The organism is Marinifilum sp., from assembly GCF_965230805.1.
Taxonomy (GTDB): Bacteria; Bacteroidota; Bacteroidia; order Bacteroidales; family Marinifilaceae; genus Marinifilum.
Genome location: NZ_OZ246019.1, coordinates 4,256,313 through 4,281,797, shown reverse-complemented (window position 1 = coordinate 4,281,797; position 25,485 = coordinate 4,256,313). Strand labels below are relative to the sequence as shown.

Here is a 25,485-nt window from a genome sequence, read left to right as displayed (position 1 = left end):
AATCATATTTTGTAAACACCAAAAAACATCCTCAATTTAAGAACAACACCATAGTTGTAACATAACCAAACCTAGCACTTGTAAATAAATCCAAAATCTATCGAGGAATTTATCCTATATGTTTTATAATTTTTTTAATCATGCTCATTTCATGGCAAAACTGACAAAAACCAAAGCTTCGGAAAATCAACTAAACCTATGTCCTTTCTATTCCTGAGAAAATGAATTGTTAAGGTTTCGTGTTTGAGATCATGAGTCATAAAAAATTGACTTTAAAATTCTCAAGCCTAGAACCCTGATAGCAAATCAGAAATAGCAAGAGAATAAAGTAATACAAGAACAATATCCTGTTTAAAATCAAACCCCTTCACCAAAAGGCAAAGGGGTTTCCTACTACTAATTATAATACACGTTGCATAGCTCAGGTATAAAGTGAATATAAAAAAACACCCAACTTCAACGTGTTTCTTTGTGTTGAAAATTAAAAAACACTTTAATTGCTTTTGCTGTAATCATATCGATTTTACTATATCTCTATTGCCAGCAACCTTATTCCAATACTTTTAAAGTAATTGTAAACTTGCATATTATACTTCATTCTGGTTTTAATGTGAAAATCAGCTTTGTGCTTATACTCTTCCTGTGCTTTCTGATAATCACCAGCAATTTCGTAACACATTCCCAAACACAAGTGAGCCTCAGGCGACGATTGTCTCTCTATTATTTTTCGATAGATGTTGGCCACCTCGCTTAGCTTGGCTTCATTTAGCAAGCTTTGAACAGTTTTAAGAGCATCCTTCAAATCTTTATCTTTTACCTTTACTTTTGGAAATCGAAAACGAAACATTTCGCATTTGGCAAAATGGTTTAAATCATACAACTGAAGGCAGATATATTTCACAAATCTTTCATTCATCTCAGTAATAGGAATCAATCTTTTTCCTTTCTTCAATTCCGATTTGGCATGAAATACAATGGTATCAGTAATGGCAGACTTGTTTTTTCTTGTAATTTGCAAAAGCAGAGTGGCATTCAGCGAATTGGTAGCCCTAATCTCTTTAAACGGGATTTTCACTCCTCCTCGGCCCTTAAATTCGCACAATCGCTTGTCCACCATTTCCGATTGAGCAACATAGTTCAAACTTGGTTTTATCACTACATCAGCTTCAGCTTTGTGATCCACCAACGAATAAAACTTCATGTATCTCCAATGCTTATCCATACGCAAAGCTTTACCCGAAGGCATATTTACCCAATGTCCCGATTTAAGATTACTTTGCAACAGGCTATCCAAATCGAAAGGCAGTTTATCACCTGTAATTATACTTGGCTCTAGATAAATTTTTGCCCCCAACATGGGCTCTTTCGTCATCTTAAAAGCAGGAGCAAATACCTCCTGCGCCATCGAAACACCAGCAAACAGGATCAAACTCAAAATTGTAATTATTTTTCTCATTTCCATTTGCTTAAAAGTGATGTATTAATTCGAATCGAGATGCTTTTGACAACTCATCAACGGGATAAAAATCCCCCTCCCTATTAAGAGCCAAATACTTCTTACTCGAACAGTTTCTTAGAATAATAGAATGTCCATCAATCAACACAAACCACGATTTGGTATATTCACCAACTACAAATCTGGATTTCACAAAAAAGATATCGTCCTCACTTTTATTGTGCTCCAATACCATGTTTTCGTTATTTACATTAATAAAATGCACTTCTATAGCACGCTTGGCAGTAAACATTGCTTCACTAAAAAATAAAAGAGGCAAATCAGAAACATTTTCGAATTCAATACATTTTTGTCCTACCGCCAACTTGACATCTTTTTCAAGCATAGAAAAATAAACGAACCTCTTAAGCAGTTGTTCTTCCTTTGAAGTTGATATAGTAGGCAGCAACTGAGCCGAAAGCAAATTCGCACCCAAAATCAAAAGAGCAAAAAGTAAGCTTTTTACTATTATATTTTTTTTCATCAAAATCACCGTTTTGTTAAAGAATTAGGCATCGGGCAGCGCATATCAATTCTGCCCGACACCTGAATTGTTTGTATCCTGAGTCCCATTAAGAATATGGTCACAGGCTAATATTTAAAGCTTCGGGTAGCTTTATATGGACCCACTTTCATCTCGGTCCAATTTCCTTGTGCATCGTATACAAACTCACAATCCCAATTCATTTTTGTATTGATATCGAACTTATCAGAACTCACCCTTGGACCTTGTCCTGCAAGAAATGCCCACTTCATGAAGCTTCCAAAGCTCAATCTTTCATTCATCGACAATTTGCCATTCACATTTAAAGCGTAATTCATTTTAACAGGATTGCCATAGTCATCCACCGATGAAAATTTCATATTACGAACCATTTTCTCAGCATCAATTTTCTGCTGACCAACACCTTTCGATCCTGCCATGTGGGTTTGCGTAGAACCATTCCAGTTCCATTCGGTAAACACACCTTCATCGTTAATTTTAGCGATAGTTTCGAATTGAGTAGTTGTTTTTGGGTTTTTAGGCACAAAACCATTGGCATCCAACAACTCCTTAAATATTGCATTGGCTCGAGGCAATATCGATTTTCCTGTAAAATAAATAATGCCGTCCAAATCAACCTTTAACTGAACATCTTCCGAGCTAATCTTATCTCCCCAAAAACCAATTTTTTTAGTAATATTAGCAGCTCCTCCCTTGGTATATCCCACCAATGGATCGTAAACTGAATTGATTTTTGTGTACGAAGTAGTTTTTCCATAATACTCAGCAAACCAACCCGCATTTACTTCCATATACTTGTACTTTCCATCGTCGCCGTATACTGGCTTAATGTCGCGCGATACAATTTTATCTTTCGATCCATCATCATCTATACCAATCTGACTTGCTTCTAGTTTTTTGATACGGCGTTTGCTGTCAAATTTTACATCAAAATCGATTGGCTCACTTCCTTCTTTTACAATCTGACCTTTCATGGTCTTAGGCAATCCTTTAAAGTCTTGTAGAGGAAGGAATTGAAATGGAAAATCGATCTGAAACAACTGACACAGTAAATCGTTATGAGCATAGTAATCAACAAACTGTGAAAGGTTACGATTGATGGTGTGCAATAATGCCGGGTATGATTTGGCGCCTTTAGGATAGAAGTTCACAAAGGTTTCGATATCCTTATAATTGCCGTACTTTTTAAAATCTTTACTTCCAATTGCTAAAGTACCATATTTTTGTTTGGCAGCAACACGCTCCTCTTTCGACAATTCGTGCTTTACCAGTTTATTGAAAACAGCCATCTTACCAAATGTTGCATCAATTTCAGTTCTGTATTTTTTCAAATAATCCTGCGATTTGTTCACATCTTCCATCCAAGCATATGATAAAGCAAGGTTGTGATATGCAACCCATCTTGTTTTATCTGAACATTTTGAGATGTTTCTTTCAACAAGGTCGATATACTTCTTTAATTTGGCCTTTTCATCTTTATTAAGTAACAAACCTTTTTTAGCTTGGAAAATTGCCAATGTAGGCTTTGTTAATTTCTTGAGCTCTTTAATTTCTTTGATATTACCGAGTTTCGTAGGAACAGTAAACTGTCCAAATCCGTATCTCGAATACACCTCTTTGTGCACACGCTTGTAGGCTTCGTTTACTGCAATCTCATCGCAAATGGCTAAACCATCTTCTTCCCCCTTTTTCGCCACTCCTATACTTCCCAATTTTACGGGTTTCGGTAGTGTATAATTTTTAGTTTTGGTTTTACCTGATATCAATCCCAAATTATCTTCGAAAAGCATTTCGCCGCGTGCCGATGTTACCTGATAACGACAATTCACACTCCAAGGAACAAGATAATAACCTTCGTCGTCCGGTTTTGTTGGCATTCGTTCGTCGGTTCCCATATCCGTTTTTGGCGATTCAGGTAAAACAAAAATTTCAACACTCACTGTTTCCTTCACTTCATTTTTGTCGTACTTGATATAGGCAGGAACAAAATCCCAAACTGCAAATCGCCCTTCCTCGTCTTTAACTGAGTGAATCAGTTCATTCATTACATCCAACTTATCAATACCTTTATTCACCGCACAGGAAAGCTTCGAACCGAGGTTTCCAAATTTGGATCCAAACTTCGATACTTTTGCTTTTGAAGCTTCCCTTTTGGCATCCTGCAAAGCTTTGTCGGTTGATAAAAATACATTGGCATTCGAGAACTTTATTTGCTCTGATGGTGCCTGAAAGAAACTAAGCTTTTCTTTCCCTTTAAACGATTGAGAGAATCCCATTGCCGGGATCATCAAAACGCTAATTAATAGTAGTAAATTTTTCTTCATTCTAAATTTGTTTGGTAATTAAGTTTATGTGATTGCTTCTTTTAAACACTTTTGCATTTCAAATCAGATCATTGATATGATAAGTAAGATGATTTTATCTATCAATTATTTCTTTCCATCAGTTAATTTTAATCTTTTATCACATCAATAAAGCCTCTTACATTAACCGGGAACAAATATGCAAACTTCCTTATCTCTAAGGCAAAAACATCGATAGACATTGCAATAGACATCTTTATCAAATATCAAATAATATCTAAATATCAAATACTTATACGATAAGGATTTTATATATACATATTTGTAGGTGCATTCCAATTTATATATTTTTGCCTCTCGTATTAACAATATTATATACAATGAGTAGATTTATACCATTATTTCTCTTTTGGATATTCCAATTTTCAAATGGTTTTTGCGATAACAGAATTGATTCACTGCTCCGGATTTCAACTCATCAAGCTGGGAAAGATCATTTGGAGACCTATTTAAAGATTGCAGAACATTTTTCATATGGAAACAATGGCGACACAATTATTTTTTATGCTGAGAAATGCTACAAGGAGGCTATTTCCTTTAATGATTCACTGGCCATTCTAAAAACGAATTTGTATTGGGGATCGGGATTATATTCAAGTAAGCAATACAAAAAATCATTACAGAAAGTTGAGGCTGGTTTTCTGTTGGCTGACCAATTGAACAGGCCAAAGGAAAAACTACAGATACACTATTTAAGAGCAAGAAACTTTCAGGGATTAAAACATTACGATAAAGCCATTGATGCTTTTAAGAATGGTTACTATTACTCCATTAAACTGCTTAATACCGACTTACATTCTTTTGCATCAAGATATTTTGATGCATTTTTAAAACAATTAACATACACCTATTGGTACGCAGCCAAGCTAGAAGATGGCATCTCTTATCTACATAAAAGCCTTGAAAAAAACAGATCATTAAGTGATTTGTATCTAAGAGCTTATTATGCCAACCTTGCATTTTTATACAACTGCGGAATTGATTACAAAAAAGCAGAATACTACCTCTTAAAAGCTGCTGAAATTAGCAACAAATGGGATACCGAAGACCAAATCTATATGGATCAGGCCTATCTTGGTGCACTGTATAGCAATCTTGGCGACAATCACAAAGCCATTGCATATTATGAAAGGGCTATGGATATTGCAAAAAAACAAAATGACAATCATAAAATATCCTACCTTCTTCAGAATCTTGGTTTATGCTACGATTTAAGCGGCAACCTAAAGAAAGGTGTGGATATGATATTTGATGGCATTCGAATATTTATCGATAATAAAGACAATAATGCCATAGCAAAGGCTTATCAGCAACTAGGCAGATTAATGATTAAATGGAAGAATGGAAAAGATGCCGATAAGTACCTGCATCATTCATTAAAAATGCATAAAGAAGCTAAACTTTATTATTTAGCCATTGTTGACTACATAAATCTTGTAGAATCAAAAATTCTACAACATAATAGAGATTCTGCCGAACATTACCTAAATATTCTGAAAGAGCAAGCACAAGCTCATCAATCAAAAAGCTCTGAATGCACTTATCACTTGCACAAATCACTTATCCTATTGCAGTTCGACCACAAGCCTAACACTGCCCTTGTTCACATTAAAAAAGCGAAAGAGCTTTCCGATCAAACCAATTCAAAAACCTTAAAAACATACACTCAAAAAATGTTTGGTGAATACTATTTGCAGATCAATCTAGCAGATTCGGCAGCAATACACCTGCAAAGAGCATGGAATCAAAACAACTCTATTTCCATAATCCAGGATAAATCGAACATTGCACAGTCACTATCCAATGCATACAAAAAATTAAATGAATTGGACAATGCATACTTTTATTTGCAAAAAGCCGATAGCATCAACAAACGAATTCATGATCGTGAAAATGTTCTGATGCTTTACAAAAAGGACAATGAATTTACAGTACAACAAGTCAAACATGAAAAGAAAGCTTTAAACCAAGAAAATAAAAGGCTGAGCAATCGAATTATTTTAATCAGGTCTTTCTACATTCTATTGTCCCTCAATTTAATCAGTTTGCTTGTGATGTACATGCGCAGAAGAACCAAAAGACTTCAGTCGGAAATACACATCAAAGAAACGGTTCAGGAAAAATTGGAACAGCAATCAATAATCGATAAATCGACCATTGAAAAAAACAAAGAACTGATTAAAATTAAGGAAGAAACCATTGAACAGCTGAAAGACAAAATCAGCAACACCCAAAATTCATCAACCTCCAATGGGGAAATGAATGAACTTGAATGTTTGTTGAATTCGAAGCTTACCACCGAAGAAGATTGGGATGACTATTTGCTAATCTTTTCGAAAAAGAATTCGAATTTTATTCCCGATTTAAAATCGAGATTTCCAAACTTGTCGAGAAATGAAATTAAAATATTCACCTTGATAAAACTTGGACTGAACAAACGAGAAATGTCAGGAATCCTAATGATTTCGCCATCGAGTGTAAATACAGCAAGATACCGACTTAGAAAGAAATTGAATATGACTGCCAATCAGAAACTGGAAGATCTGATTGAGGAAATGGCGCCTCAAAAGCAAGATTAAAGAGGCTTTCCAATAAATCTGCTTTCATTAAAAATCAATAACAATACCAATGGTAGGAATTGGTGACCCTTCCTCTTCCATTACCTGTTTCAGACTTAGAGGTTCGGCTATCAACCCATTGTTATCTCGTGCCAGAATGTACTCAGGCGCTTCTGGTGTTTTATGCATGAGTAGATTTTGTATCTCCAGAAAAAACTCTAAGGAAAGCTTCCTGAAATTGTATTTTTTGTCAATACGCACATCCAATTCACTGAAAACTCCTAGCTTTTCTTCTCCCATTCGACTGTAATCCAAAACAATTTCGGGATAACGAATCAAGGTTTCATCTATATTGGTGGGTACGATTGGTGTTTGGCCTGCAAAGCGATAACGTGCACTAATCTCCCAGTTTTTTTTGAGTTTATATCCTCCGGTAAAGGATATCAGGTGACGACTATCCCAAATGGATGGCAAATATGTACTTCGGTCGAAGCCTGTGAATTCGCTGTAGAAAAATGTATAGGCTAACAAACCGTAAAAGCGTTTACTTAGCTTTTGCTGATATTGCAATTCCAGTCCATAACTCCTACCCTTTCCTACCGTCTCAACAGCCTCATTTCCCAGCACCTCAAAATCGGCACCTTTATTGGCCAACGAAACCTGATCTGCTATGGATACCGGGTAATCTTCATATTTCTTGTAAAATGCTTCCAGACTGATACTCGCTGCCGGCCCTAGTATTCGCTCCATTCCCAGCACAAAGTGATCGCTTCTGGTGTAATTGGCATCCTTATTCACAAAAGCTCCATTCTCCTGGTATCCCAGCATGGTATATGGTGCTATTTTATAGTATCTGCCCAGCGATGCTTTCAGCTTCCAATCATCAACAAACTCATAGGATAAAGCCATTCGTGGAGACAAAGTAGACAATAAGCTATTTCCTTGGGTAAAACTGTCGCCATCCATACGCAAGCCGAAAGAAAAATCCAAACGCTCATCGAGTAAGCTACGCGTGATATTGGCATATCCGCCATATTTTATGAAATCAATTTTGGTTTTGTAGGCATAATTGTCATTCAAATCAATGGTGTTGTTCTTGTAATCGCTACGTTGCAGGTTGAATCCTGCTTGAACTTTCCAGTCTTTTTTAAAGTAAGTCATAGCCCATCGCAGTTTGGTCTCCATTTCACGCGAATCGTTCTTGAAATACAAGCCACTTTGACTTCTATTGTCCTCGTAGCGCGAGAAATCATTTTTTAAGGAGTTGTTGCTAACGCTTGTTTGCATAAAACCCTTGCCGGATCTGAATCTGTGCGTCCAGCTTAGTCCTATGGTATTGCTCTCTTGTTCGATAAAAGGAGCCTGCTCCAAAATCGATAACTCATCCTCTTCCATATCACCACTGGCATCAACAGCAAAGTCGTCTATCGATCCCAATCCTATCAGATTTAATGTATTGTACTTATCGATTCGATGTGTGATTTTGTATTGATAATCCCAATAGTCAGGTCGAATAGGTAAGCCTATTAATTCAAATAAAAATTGAAGATAAGAACGACGCACCGATATCATATAACTGGTCTTGCTTTGCTCCTCACCCTTTTTAAATAAGGGCCCCTCATTCGTTAATGCGGCCTCACTCGCACTAAGTCTAAAATTGGTATGATATGACGATCGGCTGCCTTCGCGTTGACTGAATTGCAAAACGCCCGACAAAGCATTGTCGTACTGACTGCCAAATGCTGAAGTTGATAAAGTAACATCATCAATAAATGATACATTCAGCATCCCAACCGGACCTCCTGAACTTCCCTGCGTACTAAAGTGATTGATATTAGGGATCTCTATGCCATCCAGGTAATAAACAGATTCGTTTGGTGCTCCTCCTCTAATAATTAAGTCGTTGCGAAACCCTCCCGGTGATGGAGATATCCCTGGAAATGTTTGTGCTACGCGCACCACATCGTTATTTCCACCAGGATAGGTAGCAATTTCAACCGCTGATAAAGTTTGTGTTGAAAGAGGTGTTTCTCTTGGGCGCGTAATCTTATTTTTATTGGAAACTATAACTTCTGACAGGCTGGTTGCCGATTGCTCGAGAATGAAATTATATTCTTGATTACCTACCGATTTGATATCAATATTGTATCGTGTTTGACTTTTATAACCCAAGTAACTTGCAACCAAGTTATAGGATCCCGGCTTAACATTTTCGATTCGATAATTGCCATTTATATCGGTCGTTGCTCCCTGCGTGGTATTTTCAAGATAAACTGAAGCCCCTATTAAGGTCATTCCCGTTTCATCGGTAACATAACCCATAATGGAAGTACTAATTTGCGAATAAGCATTAATGGCAAATAGTATTAAAAAGATGAATAGCAGTTTTTTCATTTTTAAATTTGTGTGTGTGATTACCAATTCATAACATTTAAGTTATAAATATGTTCGCAATTCCGAATCGCTTAATTGCATTTTTTTATTGCGTTTTCATAGATTGGATCTTTTCATTTTATTTGTTCATAATGATATAAACTAGCCAACTCAATCCATTAGCACTCCTCTATTCAAACAGGCATACCTTAAACAACAGTTAAATTTTCATAGAATTATGCATCAAATCAATTCCACATCATGAAACAGCACAAAATAAGATCTAAATAAAGATAAAAACCTCTCTTTCTCCGATGATATAGCCCTACATTTCATTTAGTACAAAAAACAAACAAATACAATCCTTGATTAATAAAATAATTGTAAAGTTTTACACCTCACGTTTATAGATTTACTTAAACCAAACTTCATTTAAAATTTCCAAACACCTCTCTATTTCATCATAATTTAGCAGGGCAAAACAAATAATATTTAAACAAAATCTAAAATGAGAAAATCAATTTTTTTAAAAGCACTCACTATGTGTGCTTTGCTTGCAACAGTTTTTACATCATGTGACAACGACGATGATGTAAAAGTTGATCCGGATCATACAGGTATTTACAGAACACCAAAGTATGTTTTCTATTTTATTGGTGATGGGATGTCGAATACCCAGATTAACGTTACCGAAGCTGCTTTGGCTAACCCAAACTTTAAGTTGAGAACTACCAAATCAACCAAGGCGGTTAGCTTGGGTCATATGAACATTCGCGAATTGCCGGTAACAGGTATGCAAACCACTCATGCCGAAGACAGATACATTACAGGTTCAGCTGCATCGGCTACTGCTTTGGCTACAGGATTCAAAACCACTATCGGAACTATTTCTCAGAATGGTGATCATACTTCAGATTTAAAAACCATGGCTGAAATGGCTAAGGAAAAAGGAATGAAAGTTGGAATCATTTCATCGGTAAGTATCGATCACGCTACCCCTGCTTGTTTTTACGCTCACACTGATTCAAGAAACAACTACCAGGAAATTGGGCAAGATTTATTGGTTTCTAATTTCGATTATTTTGCAGGTGGTAATGTACGTCACAACAAATACAAAGGATATACTTTAGATAACTTTATTGCAGATGCTAAAACCAAAGGTTATTCGTATGTAAACACCAGAGCTGCATTTGATGCACTAAACGCTAAATCAGGAAAAACCATTGCTACCATCAAAAAGCTTGAAACCTACACAAGCGATGGTTGTGCACTTCCTTATGCAATGGATGTTTATGCCCAAGATAGCGAAGATGATATGATTACTTTAGCTGATTTTACTGAAAAAGGTATTGAAGTACTAGACAATGAAGAAGGTTTCTTCATGATGGTTGAAGCAGGTAAGGTAGACTGGGCTTGTCACGCTAATGATGTTGTTGCTTCATCTATGGATATGATTGCTTTTGACCAAGCAATTGGTAAGGCTCTTGACTTTTACAAAGAGCACCCTAACGAAACTTTAATTGTTGTAACTGGTGACCACGAAACTGGTGGATTGTCATTAGGGTTTGCTTCTACTAAATATGAAACAGCTTTTGATTTGCTTCAGTATCAATCAGAGTCGTATGTAGTGTTCACTTCTAAAGTTAAAGGATGGGCTGCTGACGGCAACATGACTTTCGAATCTGCGCTTGCAGAAGCCAAAGCTTCTTTTGGTTTAGGAGACGAAGCAAAAGGATTGGAAATTAGTGATTACGAAAGAGAATTGCTTGAAGATGCTTTCAACAGAAGTATGTCTGGTGAGTCTGATCACGCACCAGAAGAAATCAGTGTAATCTACGGTTACTACGATCCGTTCACCGTTACCATCACTCACATTTTAAACAACAAAGCTGGTATCGATTGGGGAACCTATTCACATACAGGTGTTCCTGTTCCGGTATTTGCAATTGGTCAAGGTTCTACATTATTCGACGGATACTACGACAATACAGATGTTGCGAAGAAAATCATGAAGGTGGCAGAGTATCAAACTTTAAAAGAGAAATAATCAATTCTCAATAAATTCAATCAAAATCTGTCAGTCTGTGTGGCTGACAGATTTTCCTATTTTATTAGCATGAAGTTTAAAAAGTCAAATCAGTTATTTACAATTAGTATCTCTCTGCTATCCATTGTACTATTCTTGCTTCCTACAGGATTCGAGAACCCAATTCTAGTGGAGAAAAACCAAAGAGTTAAAGCATTAATTTTGGAAACCAATAATGAGGATCTGCATACCCACGCCGTTGTTACAGTTGGGACTCAGGATTTAAAAATGGAAATTTCAGAAGGCAAGTTTAAAGGTGATACTTTAAATGCCCACAATGTTTTAATGGGGCAAAAAAAATTAGATAAGATATTTAAAGAAGGCGACAAAGTTCTTGCTGTGCTCACCACAAACAAGCAAAAAGATAAAGTAATTAGTGCTCGTGCCGATGATTTTTACCGAATAAATATTGAACTGATATTATTTGCCTTATTCGCTATTTTCCTAATCGTTTTTGCTGGCCTTACCGGATTTAAAGCATTGCTTTCCTTTGTTTTCACAGCTCTATCCATCTGGAAAGTTTTAATCCCTCTTCTGCTCAAGGGATTTAACCCAATATTAATATCGCTCCTTATTTTGGCTTTTACCACAGCTGTTATCATCATCCTAATCAATGGATTCAGTAAAAAAGGATTTGTAGCCCTAACAGGATCATTATCCGGAATTTGTATCACTGGTTTTCTGGCAGTTTTATTCGGTTATTTCTTTAACATCCCCGGTACAGTAAAAGATTTCTCTGAAACTCTTCTCTATACAGGATTTACCAATTTAAAGATCACCGATATCTTTATCTCCGGTATATTTATTTCAGCTGCCGGCGCAGTAATGGATGTTGCCATGGATATCTCCGCATCGCAAAATGAAGTGGTTCTTAAAAAGCCCGAAATCGGAACCAAAGAATTAATTACATCAGGCTTTCATATTGCCTATCCTGTAATAGGGACCATGACTACAACACTGCTCTTTGCTTACTCTGGTGGATTCATGTTCTTGTTTATGGCACTAATGGCCAAAGGAACCCCTATGGTAAGTATTTTTAACACCAATTTTATTGCTGCCGAGATTCTGAATACTCTGGTTGGTAGCTTTGGACTGGTACTGGTTGCACCAATTACCGCAATTGTTGGCGGATACATTTATACTTCAAAATCTAAGAAAACAACAGGAGCCCTTGCTTAAGGGCTCTCTGTCACCAAGTCATAATTTCAAATTTAATATTATAATATTTGCTACTTTTGAAAGTGAATTATTATAGATAGAATTTGAAGTGACTTAGCATGAAAGAATATATAAGAAGCATTGTTGAAGACAATACAACAAAAAAAGGGAAAGTGTTCGATTATACTATTCAGGTCCTAATCATGCTTTCTTTAATCTCCTTCTCGGTTGAAACATTGCCCAATAATCCAGCTAGTGTAATTACATTGCTCGAATACTTTGAAGCTTTTTGTATTATTGTCTTCTCCATTGAGTATCTGCTTAGAATATTTGTATCAAAGAAACCTCTCTCCTATATTTTCAGTTTTTATGGAATAATAGATTTGCTAGCCATTCTTCCCTTCTATTTGCGCGGAACACTTGACTTTAGAGCCATTCGAGCATTTCGCATATTCAGGGTATTCAGAACCCTAAAACTAATCAGGTACAACAGGGCTTTACACCGATTTCATATTGCTGCTAAAATCGTAAGAGAGGAAATTATTCTCTTCTTTATCGTAACAGGAATCCTAATTTTCTTATCTGCATCAGGAATTTATTTTTTCGAAAACGAAGCTCAACCAAAGGTATTTGCATCGGTATTTCATAGCTTGTGGTGGGCTATTGTAACCCTTACCACCGTTGGTTATGGCGATGTTTACCCAATTACTGTTGGAGGAAAAATATTCACCTTTTTTGTTCTGCTTATTGGTGTAGGTGTGGTTACTGTTCCCGCGGGTTTAGTGGCTACCTCACTCTCTAAAGCTCGAGAAATTGAAGAAGATGAACGAAGAACTAAGGGATAATATTTTTTTACATACTCTAACATCTTGATTTTATACGAGTTCCACTTTTACTTAAATCTTTCTTTCATTTTTTTAAATCGATAACGATTGTTATTCAAAATATTTCATTTAAGTTTGTCAGCATTAACAAGGGGTGCCTGTAACGGCTGAGATTATACCCTACGAACCTGGGCGGATAATGCTGCCAAGGGATTGTATTTATCTCCTGTTTCTGCTCCTGTAATCTTTTTTGAAATGAACATTTTTTGTAATGGTAATCCAATTGCTTTGGATGAATGTACTTCGCTATTTACACTTTTATCGGTGACTGAATACGTGAACCAAAAAGGTATTGCAGTAGCTGTAAACAATAGTGTAGTAAAAAAACAGGATTGGGAATCTCATCAACTTCAGGAAAACGACAAAGTTTTGATTGTTTCGGCTACAAAAGGTGGATGATTTTTCTAGTTAAAAGATAACAGCTTTCAGCAAGAACAAACAATATTCATTTGTCGTTTAATTGCTCCTTCTAATACCAAGAAGTAACAATTAAACAGATAAAAAATTGAAAACAAAGAGCATTACTCAAGGAGGTTTTCCTAACTCCAAAAAAGTCTATGTAAAAGGTAAAATTCACGACATAGAAGTGGCTATGCGTGAAATCGAATTGGCGGATACCACTGATAAGGATGGAAATACAATTAAAAACCATCCGGTTACTGTATATGATACATCTGGTCCTTATACCGATGATCAAATTGTGGTTGATCTTGAAAAAGGATTACCAAAAATTCGCAAACAATGGATCCAAGGCCGAGATGACGTTGATGAATTGGATGGCATGTCATCTGACTATGGCCGCGCGCGTCTTGCTGATGAAAGTTTAGATCACTTGCGTTTCGATCATGTAAGTACCAAACCATTAAGAGCAAAAGAAGGCAAATACGTTTCGCAATACTACTATGCAAAAAAGGGAATGATCACGCCAGAAATGGAGTATGTTGCCATTCGCGAAAACCAACGTATTGATGAGATCAAGGAAAAATACTCTCAACACAAGGGGTGTCCAATGGGTGCTCAGATTCCTGAAACTCATATTACACCTGAATTTGTGCGCGATGAAATTGCAAAAGGACGTGCAATTCTTCCTGCAAACATTAACCATCCAGAGGCAGAACCAATGATTATTGGTAGAAACTTTTTGGTAAAGATTAATGGTAACATTGGAAACTCTCCTACCACATCAAGCATTGAAGAAGAAGTAGAGAAAGCAGTTTGGGCATTCCGTTGGGGTGCCGATACCATTATGGATTTATCCACTGGTGAAAATATTCATGAAACAAGGGAGTGGATCGTAAGAAACAGTCCAGTTCCAGTAGGAACAGTTCCTTTGTACCAAGCACTTGAAAAAGTAAATGGTAAAGTAGAAGATTTAAGCTGGGAAATTTACAGAGACACATTGATTGAACAATGTGAGCAAGGTGTGGATTACTTCACCATTCATGCAGGACTACTTTGGAAACACATTCCAATGACCATTCACAGAACTACTGGAATTGTTTCTCGCGGAGGATCAATTCTTGCAAAATGGATTCTGCATCACCACAAAGAGAATTTCCTATATACTCACTTCGAAGATATCTGTAAAATCCTTGCAAAATATGATGTTGCCGTTTCGTTGGGAGATGGTTTGCGTCCCGGATGTTTAGCCGATGCAAACGACAAAGCGCAGTTTGGTGAGTTGGAAGCTCTTGGTCACCTAACCAAAATTGCCCGTGAGAACTACGTGCAAGTTATTATAGAAGGACCAGGACACGTACCAATGCACATGATCAAAGAAAACATGGATGAGCAATTGGCACATTGCGATGAAGCTCCATTCTACACTTTAGGTCCTTTGGTAACTGATATTGCTCCAGGATATGATCACATTACCTCGGCGATTGGTGGTGCTATGATTGCCTGGCATGGAACGGCTATGCTGTGCTACGTAACACAGAAAGAACACTTGGGTTTGCCAAACAAAGAAGATGTGAAAGAAGGTGTTATTACTTTCAAACTAGCTGCACATGCAGCAGATTTGGCCAAAGGATTTCCAGGTGCTCAATATCGTGACAACGCCATGAGTAAAGCTCGTTTCGAATTCCGATGGAAAGATCAATTCTCTTTGGCACTTGATAGTGAGAAAGCAATGAAGTTTCACGATGAAACACTTCCTGACGAAGGCTATAAATCAACTCACTTTTGTTCGATGTGCGGTGAAAACTTCTGTTCGATGCGTGCAACTATGGAGGTACGCGAACTTGCTGAAAAAGCAAAAGCAAAGGGCGAAGAATTCGAAGAGGCTGGAAATGAATTATACAGCTAAAAATGGAATTGATTTTACTATCATATCCTGATTTTTTTAAAGGGGAAACTGAAATTGTTTCCTCTTTACTGGATCATTATGAATTCACATTTCACCTAAGAAAACCTAATGCTACCGAAAGGGATTTGGTCGACTACCTAAATGAAATACCTGAAGCAATACATCCTAAAATTGTGTTGCATAACAAAGTGGAGGTCTTTACCAAATTTAATCTGAAAGGAATGCATTTCTCAGGAACTAAGAGAAAAAAGGCGCTTCAACTGGATACTGATGTGTGTAAAGGAACGTCATGCCATTCAATTTCAGAGATCAAATCATTAGGCAAGACATTTGACTATGTCTATTTGAGTCCGATATTCGAAAGTATTTCAAAACAAGGATATCAGGGAAATCTGAATTTGAAGGAAGTCAAAAAGTTTTTAAATGAATCCAAACAAACTCAAGTCTATGCACTGGGAGGAATAGCAGCCTACAATATCAAACAGTTAAAAGATTATCCATTTGATGGATTCGCTGTTTTGGGTGCTGTCTGGACCAATGATCCACTTAAGAATCGGAATATGATTCAATCAAATTTCAAAGAAATTAACTCAATAATGCAGACCGAATATGCAAAGAGCAATTCCTAAAATCCAATACATCACACAAGATCATGCTGTATTGTCGCATTCCATGCAAGCAAAACTAGCTTTTGAAAATGGCATAGAGGCAGTCCAAATCAGGATGAAAAACAGCAGCAAGGAAGAAATATTTGAAGAAGCTTCAAAAGCCTTGCAATATGCCAATGATCAGAAAGGAACTTTAATCATAAATGATTCCATTGAAATTGCAAAAGAAATTGGAGCTCATGCCCTTCACCTTGGGTTGAAAGACACTCCTATTGATGAAGCAAGAAAAATTCTTGGTAAAGAAATCATCATTGGAGGAACTGCAAATACTTTAAATGATATCATCCTTCAAAAATCACGTGGGGCTGATTATGTAGGTGTTGGGCCCTTTAGACACACGACTACAAAAAAGAACCTGAGTACGATTGTTGGTATGGAAGGATATCAAAAAATCCTATCAGAAATGAATGAAAAGGAAATTGAAATTCCCCTTGTTGCAGTAGGAGGAATATTATTGGATGAAATTGAAGAATTGCAACATGCAGGAATGCATGGAGTTGCTATTTCAGGAGCATTATTGAAAATACTAAACAACCATAAGCATGACTGATTTACAATTAGGAGATAAAATATTTAAATCGAGATTATTCACAGGAACAGGGAAATTCAGTTCCAATGAAATTATGCAAAAAGCCATTGAAGCATCCGGTTCGGAACTGGTTACAATGGCTTTAAAAAGAATTGATATTGAGGACGAGAATGACAATATGCTAAAGCACCTGAACATTACAGGAGTTAATCTTTTACCAAACACATCTGGTGTTCGCAATGCTAAAGAAGCTGTATTTGCAGCTCAATTAGCAAGAGAAGCATTGGAAACCAATTGGTTAAAATTAGAAATTCATCCAGATCCTAAGTATTTATTGCCCGATGGTGAAGAAACGCTTAAAGCAGCCGAAGAATTGGTAAAACTTGGATTTCATGTTCTCCCATACGTACAGGCCGATCCTGTACTTTGTAAAAAATTGGAAGAAGTAGGAACAGCCGCAGTAATGCCATTGGGCTCACCAATTGGGTCAAACAATGGATTGCAAACCATCGATTTTATAAAAATCATTGTTGAACAAAGTAATGTTCCTGTTGTTGTTGATGCTGGAATCGGAGCTCCTTCTCATGCAGCTGCTGCCATGGAGATTGGTGCTGATGCTGTACTTGTGAACACCGCAATTGCTGTATCTCCAAATCCTGTTGAAATGGCCAAGGCTTTTAAAATGGCTGTTGAAGCTGGTAGAATGGCTTACGAAGCAAAACTAGCCGAACGTTCAGTTGCTGCACATGCGAGTAGTCCGCTAACTTCCTTCTTGGAAGAATTATAGTAATTACAATTGACGAGAATGAGTTTCTACAACGAAATACAAAAATACGATTGGGAGGAAGTTAAGAATCAGATTTATTCTAAAACAGAAGCAGATGTTAAGCTAGCTCTGGAAAAAGATAAGATTGATTTGAATGATTTTCAAGCTCTGATATCTCCTGCCGCAACAACATATTTGGAATCAATGGCCCAGAAAAGTATGCAGCTTACCCAGAAACGATTTGGTAAATGCATTCAGATGTATATTCCATTGTACCTTTCCAATTCTTGCACGAATACCTGTGTGTATTGTGGATTTAATCACAAAAACAAGTTTGCAAGAAAAATTCTAAGCAAGGAAGAATTACTAAAGGAAGCCATAGAAATTAAAAAACTAGGCTTCGAGCATATTCTGCTGGTTAGTGGCGAAGATCAGAAAAATTGTGGTTGTGATTACATCTCTGAAATGATGGACACGATCAAAGATGATTTTTCATTGATATCGCTGGAAGCGCAACCTTTGAAAGTAGAAGAGTATGAGAAATTAACTCACAAAGGATTAAATACGGTATATATTTACCAGGAAACCTACAACGAATCCAATTACAAAAAATATCATCCTGCAGGGAAAAAATCAAATTACCAATATCGATTGGAAACTCCTGATAGATTAGGTCAGGCAGGAGTTCACAAAGTTGGATTAGGTTGCTTGTTAGGTTTGGAGGATTGGCGTGTTGATAGCTTTTTTACAGCACTTCATTTGCAATATCTTGAGAAGACTTATTGGAAAAGTAAGTATTCAATTTCTTTCCCAAGGTTGCGTCCACATACAGGAGGATTTCAACCAAATTATGAAACTTCACAAAAAGATTTGGTTCAGCTCATCACTGCTTATCGATTGTTCAATCAACATGTTGAAATTTCACTATCGACCAGAGAGAGTGAAAAATTTAGAGATAACATGTTGAAATTAGGTGCAACCTCTTTTAGTGCGGGATCGAAAACAAATCCTGGAGGATATTCAAATACAGAAGAATCACTGGAACAATTCTCTATTAACGATGATAGAAGTCCTGCAGAAATAGCAGATATGATTCATTCCAAAGGTTATGAAGTAATTTGGAAGGACTGGGATAATTTTATGCAATTGTAAGCTGAATATGATATCAAATTGGTCAATTGCAACGGAAATAAGCAAGCAATTGGTTTTTGGATACCCATTTTGAAATACATTAAAGGTATTCATTTAAGAGTTAGATGATATGAATAAAGAACAACTGGAAAGATACAACCGACACATTATCCTGTCTGAAATTGGTGTAGAAGGTCAAAAGAAATTATTGGATGCTAAAGTATTGGTAGTAGGTGCCGGAGGTTTAGGAGCTCCTGCACTTCAGTACCTTGTGGCTGCAGGTGTTGGTAATATCGGAATTGTAGATGCCGATACGGTAAGTCTTTCGAATCTACAACGACAGATTTTATACAGGGAAAATCAAATTGACCAGTCGAAAGCAGAACAAGCTAAACAGACATTGAATCAATTGAATTCCGATGTACAAATTACCACTTACCCATTTATGATTGATGATACCAATGCGGAAGAAATCATTTCTGGCTATGATTTGATTGTTGGAGCAACGGATAATTTTGAATCAAGGAAATGCATCGACAGGATATCAAAACAACAAGGAAAAGCCTTTGTTCATGGATCTATTGGAGAATTCGAAGGGCAAATATCCGTATTGAATCACAATGGTGGTCCTTCCTACTTCGACCTGTTTTCTGATACTCCTGACGAAACCACAATGCCTCTTGGTGTATTGGGCGTTCTACCTGGCATCATTGGCAGTATGCAAGCCTGCGAGGTCATAAAAATTATTCTTGGCATAGGCGATGTACTTTCAGGCAAACTGTTAATTTACGATGCACTTACTCACAATACCAATGTGGTAAACTTTTGAAAAGACACCCAACAGAGAAAGTATAGCCTCTGCATATATGCGAAGAGAATAAATGCTTCTGGTAAGACAATCAAGACAGCTGTGGATACAATTAACGCAAGTGCGGACATGATCAAACCAGCTGTAGATGCAATCAATTCAGTTGTAATAAGAAGAGAAGGTATCTGCGGATACTGTCAACGCAAGTGCGGACACAATCAAACCAACTGTAGATACAATCAATTCAGTTGTAATTAGAAGAGAAGGCATCTGCGGATACCGTCAACGCAAGTGCGGACACTGCCAACGCAAGTGCGGAAATGATCAAACCAAGTGTAGATGCAATCAAACCAGCTGTAGATGCAATCAATTCAGTTGTAATTAGAAGAGAAGGCATCTGCAGATACTGTCAACGCCAGTGTGGACAATAAATACGTTTTTATGTTATTCTAGTGTAAAGAATGCTAATTCCCCGAACTAATTTTTTGACCTATTTTCCTTTCTACTGCGTTAAGCTTTTTCGCCGTAGCTACGGCTATGCCTGTAAACCTTGCCTTGTAAAAAGAAAAATATTTTCAAAAACTTTAATTCGTTTTATTAACACTCTTCACACTAGATTAGAACCAAATCCAATAAAGCATTTTAAACTTGTTAATTATATGAGCATCCTTTTTTACTAAATAACGTGAGTTCGACTTAAAATTCGTTCACAGTTTGATCTGATTTTGAGTAGAAATTTTCGAAGGAATATCGGGATATTTCAAGAAGATTTGAGGAAATTTATGCCTAAAGCAGGCAAACACATAATGGAAAGTTCTCTTTACGACATCTTCACATTAAAAATTCCTCAAAATAGCCCGCTATTCTTTCCTAATTTTTAATGCAAATCTATCGCAAATATAACTTTCTGTGGATAGAATTTTACGTCGAGCTCACGTTAAATAATATCACTTTTTTATACTATTTTAGATCTTCTTAAATATTAATCAGAATGATATGAATCCAATATTATTAAAGGAAAATTTAGATATTGCTGACATCAAAGATCTTGTTCACAAAGGAGTGAATGATATGGATATTAATCAGGATAAGAGAGTAGAAATAGAAGAATTAGCCAATACTTTATCAGAAGCTTTTGTAAGTGCCATTAACTATCATATCAAGAAAGGAAAAAATCCTGATGCAAGTTATGCCTTTCAGATTGCTGTTCATTTTAACAACTACATTGAAAAATTCCGTCAGGTTTTTGTGAATACCTACCCAAAGGATGTGTTAGTAGGATTTGGCATTAGCGCAATATGGATGGGCATTTTAAATGGATTGGATGCGGAAAGTGGAATTATGCCTAACCATCCATTTAAAAGAGAAATTGCCAACTGTCTGGTTACAATCACCGAAATACTGGATGAATCTAAATCGGTAAAATAGAACAAAAAAATCCCCGAAAGGAAAATTCCTAACGGGGATTTTGAGTTATAGTATTCTAAGTCAGATACAAATTATTTGTTCTCTTCCGCAAACTTGCGTCCTGCATGAAGCGCATCAATATTCATTTGTACAATGTCTTCACCTTTACGACCGAATATTTTACGGATACCTTCTTCAAGATACTCGAAAGGCACATCAATAAATGGTGATGCAGCACCCAACATTACAAAGTTGAAAGCACGCTTAGATCCTGTCGTTTCCTCAGCAATCTTATCTGCATCAATCAATACGTAGTTTGGCAATTCCTTAATGGTTTGCTCCAACTTTTCAACTTCCGGATAATCAGGAATATTAACAAAAGGAGTTGAATTGGTTACTACATATCCACCTTTCTTTAGGTAAGGAAGGTAGCGAAGTGCTTCCATTGGCTCAACCGATAGAATAATATCAGCACCACCTGCAGGAATCAAATCCGAATAAATAGGCTTGTCAGAAATTCTCATGAATGACTGAACATCACCACCACGCTGACTCATACCATGAGTTTCAGCTTGTTTCATATATAAATCATTATCTAATGCAGCAGATCCTAAAGCAGCAGCAATGGATAAAATCCCTTGACCACCAACACCTGCTATGACCATATCTGTTTTCATATCTTATTTTGTTTTTTCGATTAATAACATATACTAGAACAATGCGAACTGAATAGAGTTAAAAACCAAGTTATAAGTACTTAAAGTTATAACTGATTAAGTCTGAAATCACTTTAAGTACTTTAGGCACTTCAAGTATTTTAAGTATTATCTTTGCCTCCACTCCAATCGCTTTGCTCCAATTTAAGCTTTAACAGCTGCTTTCGCTTTAGCGGCTTTTTTAATTTTCTGATCGCGAACGTTCTTCTGAACACAAACACGACGAGGAATAATTACTGATACTCCTTGGTATTCGAATTCTTTACGAAGTAGATCTTTTAAGTCATCACGTTTTTTAGGTACAGCAGTTAACACATGTAAGTGATCTTCTTCAACACCTAAACCTTCGCAGATAGCCTCTAGCTTACCTTTTGCAGAAGAGTGCTGGCCACCTGTCATCGAGATAGACTCGTTATCAGAAATAATTACTGTAATTGGAGTCTTTTCGTTAACAGCATCCAACAAACCTGTCATACCCGAGTGAGTGAATGTAGAGTCACCAATTACTGCAACAGAAGGAATCAAACCTGCATCAGCAGCACCTTTAGCCATAGTTACAGAAGCACCCATATCTACACAAGAGTTAATTGCGTTGAATGGAGGCAATGCACCCAAAGTGTAGCAACCTATATCTGCAAATACACGTCCTTCTCCATACTCAGCAACAACTTCGTTTAATGCGGTATATACATCGATGTGAGAACATCCAACACACAATGCAGGAGGACGAGCTGATACCATGCTAGGAACTTCAGCTCCTTCTTCAACTTCGAAACCTAAAGCTCTACCAACCATTTCAGGCTTCAACTCACCATCGCGAGAAAGAGTTCCATCCAAACGGCCAAGTACAGCTTCTTTTTCCAAATATCCTTTCAACATTTCTTCAACTACAGGATATCCTTCTTCCAATACCATTACTTTATCGCACTCGCTGGTGATTTTTTCAATCATCTTACGAGGAATTGGGTATTGGCTAATCTTAACCACAGGGTAAGGACATTCACCGTTTGGATAGTTCTCCATTAGGTAGTTGTAACCCAAACCACAAGCGATAATACCCATTGACTTATCAGCAGCATCCGTGTAGCTGTTATATTGTGATTCTTCAGAAGCTACTTCAAATTTTGCTTGGTTGTTCAACAACAACTTGTAACGCTTACGCGCGATACCCGGAAGCAATACGAATTGTACTTTGTCTTCTGGTAATTTCATGTCGTTTTGAGCAGCAACCTCAGCAGCGCGAACAACACCTGCACGAGAGTGAGCCAAACGAGTAGTGATTCTCATTAATACAGGAATCTCACAAGCTTCAGACAATTCGAATCCGAAACGTGCCATATCGTAAGCTTCTTGCTGATTTGATGGCTCTAAAATTGGCATCATAGCAAACTTACCATATACTCGAGAATCTTGCTCGTTTTGAGAAGAGTGCATTGATGGGTCATCAGCAACAACGATTAGCATACCACCGTTAGCACCGGTGATTGCTGCATTCATAAAACAGTCAGCTGCCACGTTCAAACCAACGTGCTTCATACACACCATAGAGCGCTTACCAGCATAGGACATACCCAAAGCAGATTCCATAGCCGTTTTTTCATTGGCAGCCCAGTCTCTGTGGATGTTTAATTCTTGTGCTTGTTTAGAGTGTTGAATGTACTCTGTAATTTCTGTTGAAGGTGTTCCCGGATAAGCATAAACTCCAGACATTCCACCATCAATTGCACCTTGTGCAATGGCTTCTACACCTAATAATAAAGACTTTTGCATGTTATAATTGTTTAACTATTTAATTTTCTATATACTCAGACAACTTACAATTCAAAATTGCAGGTATGTGAGAGATGTGATGTTAAGATTTGAAGCGAGCTACTCCAAATTCAAAAACTCAGTAACAAAATAATGTGTATAGGAAAACCGACCCCTAATGAAAGGATCGCAGAAAGGGATGGATTTTATAATCCACCAAAAATTTCAAGGAAGCATACTAAATATGCCAGAACGTAAAAGTAAAATTCAAAATAATCTTTCATTTCTACTTATAGATTGTAACTCAAATGAGCTTTTCTACTTTTATTCGCCGCTAAAATACCATTATTTGGATTAACGCCAATAAAAAAATATTCCCCTGATATTTTTTAGACTCAATTCAAATAACGAAAACGGTTGCGTAAGTGTTCTTCTCAACACAAATCAAATTCGAAACTACTTGGTTTTCTTCAAAATGCTTGGTTTTATAGATCCGTAAGAATCAAAAATCTGACGATTGGCAAGAAGAATGCAGATCATCAAATTTAGAGTGCTGCCTACAAAAACGGCCAGCATAATTAGTATCTGATACTTTATGGCAACAAGAGGTGAACTCCCGCCAAGTATTTGCCCCGTCATCATTCCAGGCAGGGAAATTAAACCAATCACCGACATGGTAGCAATTAAGGGATTTAAAGCTTTTTGAAAAGAGGCACTAATAAATGGTTCAAGTGCTTTCTTCTTACTTGAACCGTTAACCAGAAGAAAGTAATACAGATCTTGCTCTTTATCTAATTTGTCAAAGTAATGACTGATTCCAACAATATTGTGATTTAAGGCATTTCCTATTACCATGCCTGATATCGGGATAAAATATCTTGCATCAAATACGTACTCCAAATCAATTACCAATCCAAAAAAGAAGGCATCAATTATGAATATACTGGTGAATCCGGCAATAAAAAAAGGCAGTAGAAAGTACCTGTAATGCAGTCCAACCCTCTTTATTGTGGTTGAAGCACCCACCATTACCATAGCAATTACCCAAACCGAATTAATCCAGGCATTATTCCATTCAAAAATATATTCCAGATAAACAGCTATCAGCGATAATTGTACTATCATTCTTAGAATAGCAATTAAAGTATCCTTAATAATTTTCACCCTAAAATAAATGAACCCAACAATTGGGAAAGCCATTAATAAGAATCCCAGAGCAAGATTGTATATACTAATATCAATTGTATCGCTCATCTTTACAATTCAATAATGCGTGAACACTCGTTTATCCACTTTTGATTATGCGAGGCGGATATAATCGTTTTTCCTTTCAATGCACTGATCAGCTTAATAAACCGATCAATCGATTCGTCATCCAAAGCTGATACTGGTTCATCCAGCAGCAAGATAGGTTTATCGGTGCTTAGGCAGGCAGCCATAACCATTCTTTGTTTTTGCCCACCACTTATTTCGCTAAAAAGTTTTTCTTTAGCTATTGCAGATATTCCCAATTGATCCAGATAAGAATGATACAACTTCCGATTCTCAGTATTTAAATCAAGCAATTCGATCAATTCTTTTCCCGAATTAACAGGCAAATTGGTGTTTTGCGGCAACCAAATCATTTTACTCCTGGCATCGGATATATTGATGGTGTTTAATTCTTGCCCATCTATGAGAATCCTACCCGAAATGGGTTGAATTATGCCCAGAATCAATTTCAATAAGCTGGACTTGCCTTTTCCTGATGAACCACTTAGGCATAAGGATTCGCCCTGATTCAAGTGGAAGCTTAAATTCTCGCAAATCACAAGTTCATCGAACTTTAAGCTTACATTGTCGAATTCTATCATGATTATAATGCTTATCAACGAAATTAAGTTTATTTTAATTGACTACGGAAGTATATCTCATATTTCTTTTGCTTCGTTCATCATTTGATTTTTGATAGTGAGAGTAATCTCAATTAAACTAGTGTAAA

General features: G+C 36.8%; 20 protein-coding genes. 12 read left to right on the top strand and 8 right to left on the bottom strand.

Annotated features, from left to right (window positions below):
- Positions 1–526: 526 nt before the first annotated feature.
- The 3 genes from ACO05S_RS16595 to ACO05S_RS16585 form a co-directional block, all read right to left on the bottom strand.
- Positions 527–1,456 (bottom strand): tetratricopeptide repeat protein, encoded by a 930-nt coding sequence (locus ACO05S_RS16595; protein WP_421919136.1) that lies wholly within the window; start codon positions 1,454–1,456, stop codon positions 527–529.
- 10 nt (positions 1,457–1,466) lie between these two features.
- On the bottom strand, positions 1,467–1,979 hold the full coding sequence (locus ACO05S_RS16590; protein ID WP_421919135.1) for a hypothetical protein: 513 nt from the start codon (positions 1,977–1,979) through the stop codon (positions 1,467–1,469).
- Between the two features lie 107 nt (positions 1,980–2,086).
- On the bottom strand, positions 2,087–4,324 hold the full coding sequence (locus ACO05S_RS16585) for a hypothetical protein (RefSeq protein ID WP_421919134.1): 2,238 nt from the start codon (positions 4,322–4,324) through the stop codon (positions 2,087–2,089).
- Between the two features lie 359 nt (positions 4,325–4,683).
- Here ACO05S_RS16585 and ACO05S_RS16580 point away from each other — a divergent pair, with 359 nt between their 5' ends.
- Complete coding sequence (locus tag ACO05S_RS16580) at positions 4,684–6,942, top strand: tetratricopeptide repeat protein (protein WP_421919133.1); 2,259 nt, start codon at positions 4,684–4,686, stop codon at positions 6,940–6,942.
- 27 nt (positions 6,943–6,969) lie between these two features.
- On the opposite strand, the gene ACO05S_RS16575 is transcribed toward ACO05S_RS16580, so the two are convergent.
- On the bottom strand, positions 6,970–9,315 hold the full coding sequence (locus tag ACO05S_RS16575; RefSeq protein WP_421919132.1) for a TonB-dependent receptor: 2,346 nt from the start codon (positions 9,313–9,315) through the stop codon (positions 6,970–6,972).
- 487 nt (positions 9,316–9,802) lie between these two features.
- On the opposite strand from ACO05S_RS16575, the gene ACO05S_RS16570 reads away from it, so the two are divergent.
- The 11 genes from ACO05S_RS16570 to ACO05S_RS16520 all read left to right on the top strand — a co-directional run bounded on the left by ACO05S_RS16570 (position 9,803) and on the right by ACO05S_RS16520 (position 21,060).
- On the top strand, positions 9,803–11,341 hold the full coding sequence (locus tag ACO05S_RS16570; RefSeq protein ID WP_421919131.1) for an alkaline phosphatase: 1,539 nt from the start codon (positions 9,803–9,805) through the stop codon (positions 11,339–11,341).
- A gap of 39 nt (positions 11,342–11,380) precedes the next feature.
- Positions 11,381–12,559: a YibE/F family protein gene (locus ACO05S_RS16565; protein WP_421919130.1), complete on the top strand. Its 1,179-nt coding sequence runs from the start codon at positions 11,381–11,383 to the stop codon at positions 12,557–12,559.
- A 98-nt stretch (positions 12,560–12,657) separates the two neighbouring features.
- Complete coding sequence (locus ACO05S_RS16560; protein ID WP_421919129.1) at positions 12,658–13,383, top strand: ion transporter; 726 nt, start codon at positions 12,658–12,660, stop codon at positions 13,381–13,383.
- 234 nt (positions 13,384–13,617) lie between these two features.
- Positions 13,618–13,821 (top strand): sulfur carrier protein ThiS, encoded by a 204-nt coding sequence (thiS, locus tag ACO05S_RS16555; RefSeq protein ID WP_421919128.1) that lies wholly within the window; start codon positions 13,618–13,620, stop codon positions 13,819–13,821.
- 106 nt (positions 13,822–13,927) lie between these two features.
- Complete coding sequence (gene thiC, locus ACO05S_RS16550) at positions 13,928–15,730, top strand: phosphomethylpyrimidine synthase ThiC (RefSeq protein WP_421919127.1); 1,803 nt, start codon at positions 13,928–13,930, stop codon at positions 15,728–15,730.
- Positions 15,731–15,732: 2 nt separating this feature from the next.
- On the top strand, positions 15,733–16,359 hold the full coding sequence (locus ACO05S_RS16545) for a thiamine phosphate synthase (RefSeq protein WP_421919126.1): 627 nt from the start codon (positions 15,733–15,735) through the stop codon (positions 16,357–16,359).
- Positions 16,340–16,948, top strand: a complete 609-nt coding sequence (thiE, locus tag ACO05S_RS16540; protein WP_421919125.1) for a thiamine phosphate synthase — start codon at positions 16,340–16,342, stop codon at positions 16,946–16,948. Before ACO05S_RS16545 ends, thiE begins: the two co-directional genes overlap by 20 nt.
- Positions 16,941–17,714: a thiazole synthase gene (locus ACO05S_RS16535; protein WP_421919124.1), complete on the top strand. Its 774-nt coding sequence runs from the start codon at positions 16,941–16,943 to the stop codon at positions 17,712–17,714. The genes thiE and ACO05S_RS16535 overlap by 8 nt, the downstream gene beginning before the upstream one ends.
- An 18-nt stretch (positions 17,715–17,732) precedes the next feature.
- The gene (gene thiH, locus ACO05S_RS16530) at positions 17,733–18,845 is read left to right on the top strand and encodes a 2-iminoacetate synthase ThiH (RefSeq protein ID WP_421919123.1); all 1,113 of its coding nucleotides are present in this window, start codon (positions 17,733–17,735) and stop codon (positions 18,843–18,845) included.
- A 109-nt stretch (positions 18,846–18,954) separates the two neighbouring features.
- Positions 18,955–19,653: a HesA/MoeB/ThiF family protein gene (locus ACO05S_RS16525; protein ID WP_421919122.1), complete on the top strand. Its 699-nt coding sequence runs from the start codon at positions 18,955–18,957 to the stop codon at positions 19,651–19,653.
- Positions 19,654–20,628: 975 nt separating this feature from the next.
- On the top strand, positions 20,629–21,060 hold the full coding sequence (locus ACO05S_RS16520) for a hypothetical protein (protein WP_421919121.1): 432 nt from the start codon (positions 20,629–20,631) through the stop codon (positions 21,058–21,060).
- A 71-nt stretch (positions 21,061–21,131) separates the two neighbouring features.
- Here the strand turns inward: ACO05S_RS16520 and ACO05S_RS16515 are convergent, their stop codons facing one another.
- From ACO05S_RS16515 to ACO05S_RS16500, 4 genes are all read right to left on the bottom strand, one after another.
- The gene (locus ACO05S_RS16515) at positions 21,132–21,716 is read right to left on the bottom strand and encodes an indolepyruvate oxidoreductase subunit beta (protein ID WP_421919120.1); all 585 of its coding nucleotides are present in this window, start codon (positions 21,714–21,716) and stop codon (positions 21,132–21,134) included.
- 183 nt (positions 21,717–21,899) lie between these two features.
- Complete coding sequence (locus ACO05S_RS16510) at positions 21,900–23,525, bottom strand: thiamine pyrophosphate-dependent enzyme (RefSeq protein ID WP_421919119.1); 1,626 nt, start codon at positions 23,523–23,525, stop codon at positions 21,900–21,902.
- Between the two features lie 435 nt (positions 23,526–23,960).
- Positions 23,961–24,758, bottom strand: a complete 798-nt coding sequence (locus tag ACO05S_RS16505; RefSeq protein ID WP_421919118.1) for an ABC transporter permease — start codon at positions 24,756–24,758, stop codon at positions 23,961–23,963.
- 2 nt (positions 24,759–24,760) lie between these two features.
- Positions 24,761–25,357 carry an ATP-binding cassette domain-containing protein gene (locus ACO05S_RS16500; protein WP_421919117.1) on the bottom strand — a complete coding sequence of 199 codons (597 nt, stop codon included), beginning with the start codon at positions 25,355–25,357 and terminating at the stop codon, positions 24,761–24,763.
- Positions 25,358–25,485: the final 128 nt, after the last annotated feature.

Coding starts and splice junctions, on each gene's coding strand:
- ACO05S_RS16595 (WP_421919136.1), bottom strand. CDS start 1,456: ATGAGAAAAATAATTACAATTTTGAGTTTGATCCTGTTTGCTGGTGTT.
- ACO05S_RS16590 (WP_421919135.1), bottom strand. CDS start 1,979: ATGAAAAAAAATATAATAGTAAAAAGCTTACTTTTTGCTCTTTTGATT.
- ACO05S_RS16585 (WP_421919134.1), bottom strand. CDS start 4,324: ATGAAGAAAAATTTACTACTATTAATTAGCGTTTTGATGATCCCGGCA.
- ACO05S_RS16580 (WP_421919133.1), top strand. CDS start 4,684: ATGAGTAGATTTATACCATTATTTCTCTTTTGGATATTCCAATTTTCA.
- ACO05S_RS16575 (WP_421919132.1), bottom strand. CDS start 9,315: ATGAAAAAACTGCTATTCATCTTTTTAATACTATTTGCCATTAATGCT.
- ACO05S_RS16570 (WP_421919131.1), top strand. CDS start 9,803: ATGAGAAAATCAATTTTTTTAAAAGCACTCACTATGTGTGCTTTGCTT.
- ACO05S_RS16560 (WP_421919129.1), top strand. CDS start 12,658: ATGAAAGAATATATAAGAAGCATTGTTGAAGACAATACAACAAAAAAA.
- thiS (WP_421919128.1), top strand. CDS start 13,618: ATGAACATTTTTTGTAATGGTAATCCAATTGCTTTGGATGAATGTACT.
- ACO05S_RS16545 (WP_421919126.1), top strand. CDS start 15,733: ATGGAATTGATTTTACTATCATATCCTGATTTTTTTAAAGGGGAAACT.
- thiE (WP_421919125.1), top strand. CDS start 16,340: ATGCAAAGAGCAATTCCTAAAATCCAATACATCACACAAGATCATGCT.
- ACO05S_RS16535 (WP_421919124.1), top strand. CDS start 16,941: ATGACTGATTTACAATTAGGAGATAAAATATTTAAATCGAGATTATTC.
- thiH (WP_421919123.1), top strand. CDS start 17,733: ATGAGTTTCTACAACGAAATACAAAAATACGATTGGGAGGAAGTTAAG.
- ACO05S_RS16525 (WP_421919122.1), top strand. CDS start 18,955: ATGAATAAAGAACAACTGGAAAGATACAACCGACACATTATCCTGTCT.
- ACO05S_RS16520 (WP_421919121.1), top strand. CDS start 20,629: ATGAATCCAATATTATTAAAGGAAAATTTAGATATTGCTGACATCAAA.
- ACO05S_RS16515 (WP_421919120.1), bottom strand. CDS start 21,716: ATGAAAACAGATATGGTCATAGCAGGTGTTGGTGGTCAAGGGATTTTA.
- ACO05S_RS16510 (WP_421919119.1), bottom strand. CDS start 23,525: ATGCAAAAGTCTTTATTATTAGGTGTAGAAGCCATTGCACAAGGTGCA.
- ACO05S_RS16505 (WP_421919118.1), bottom strand. CDS start 24,758: ATGAGCGATACAATTGATATTAGTATATACAATCTTGCTCTGGGATTC.
- ACO05S_RS16500 (WP_421919117.1), bottom strand. CDS start 25,357: ATGATAGAATTCGACAATGTAAGCTTAAAGTTCGATGAACTTGTGATT.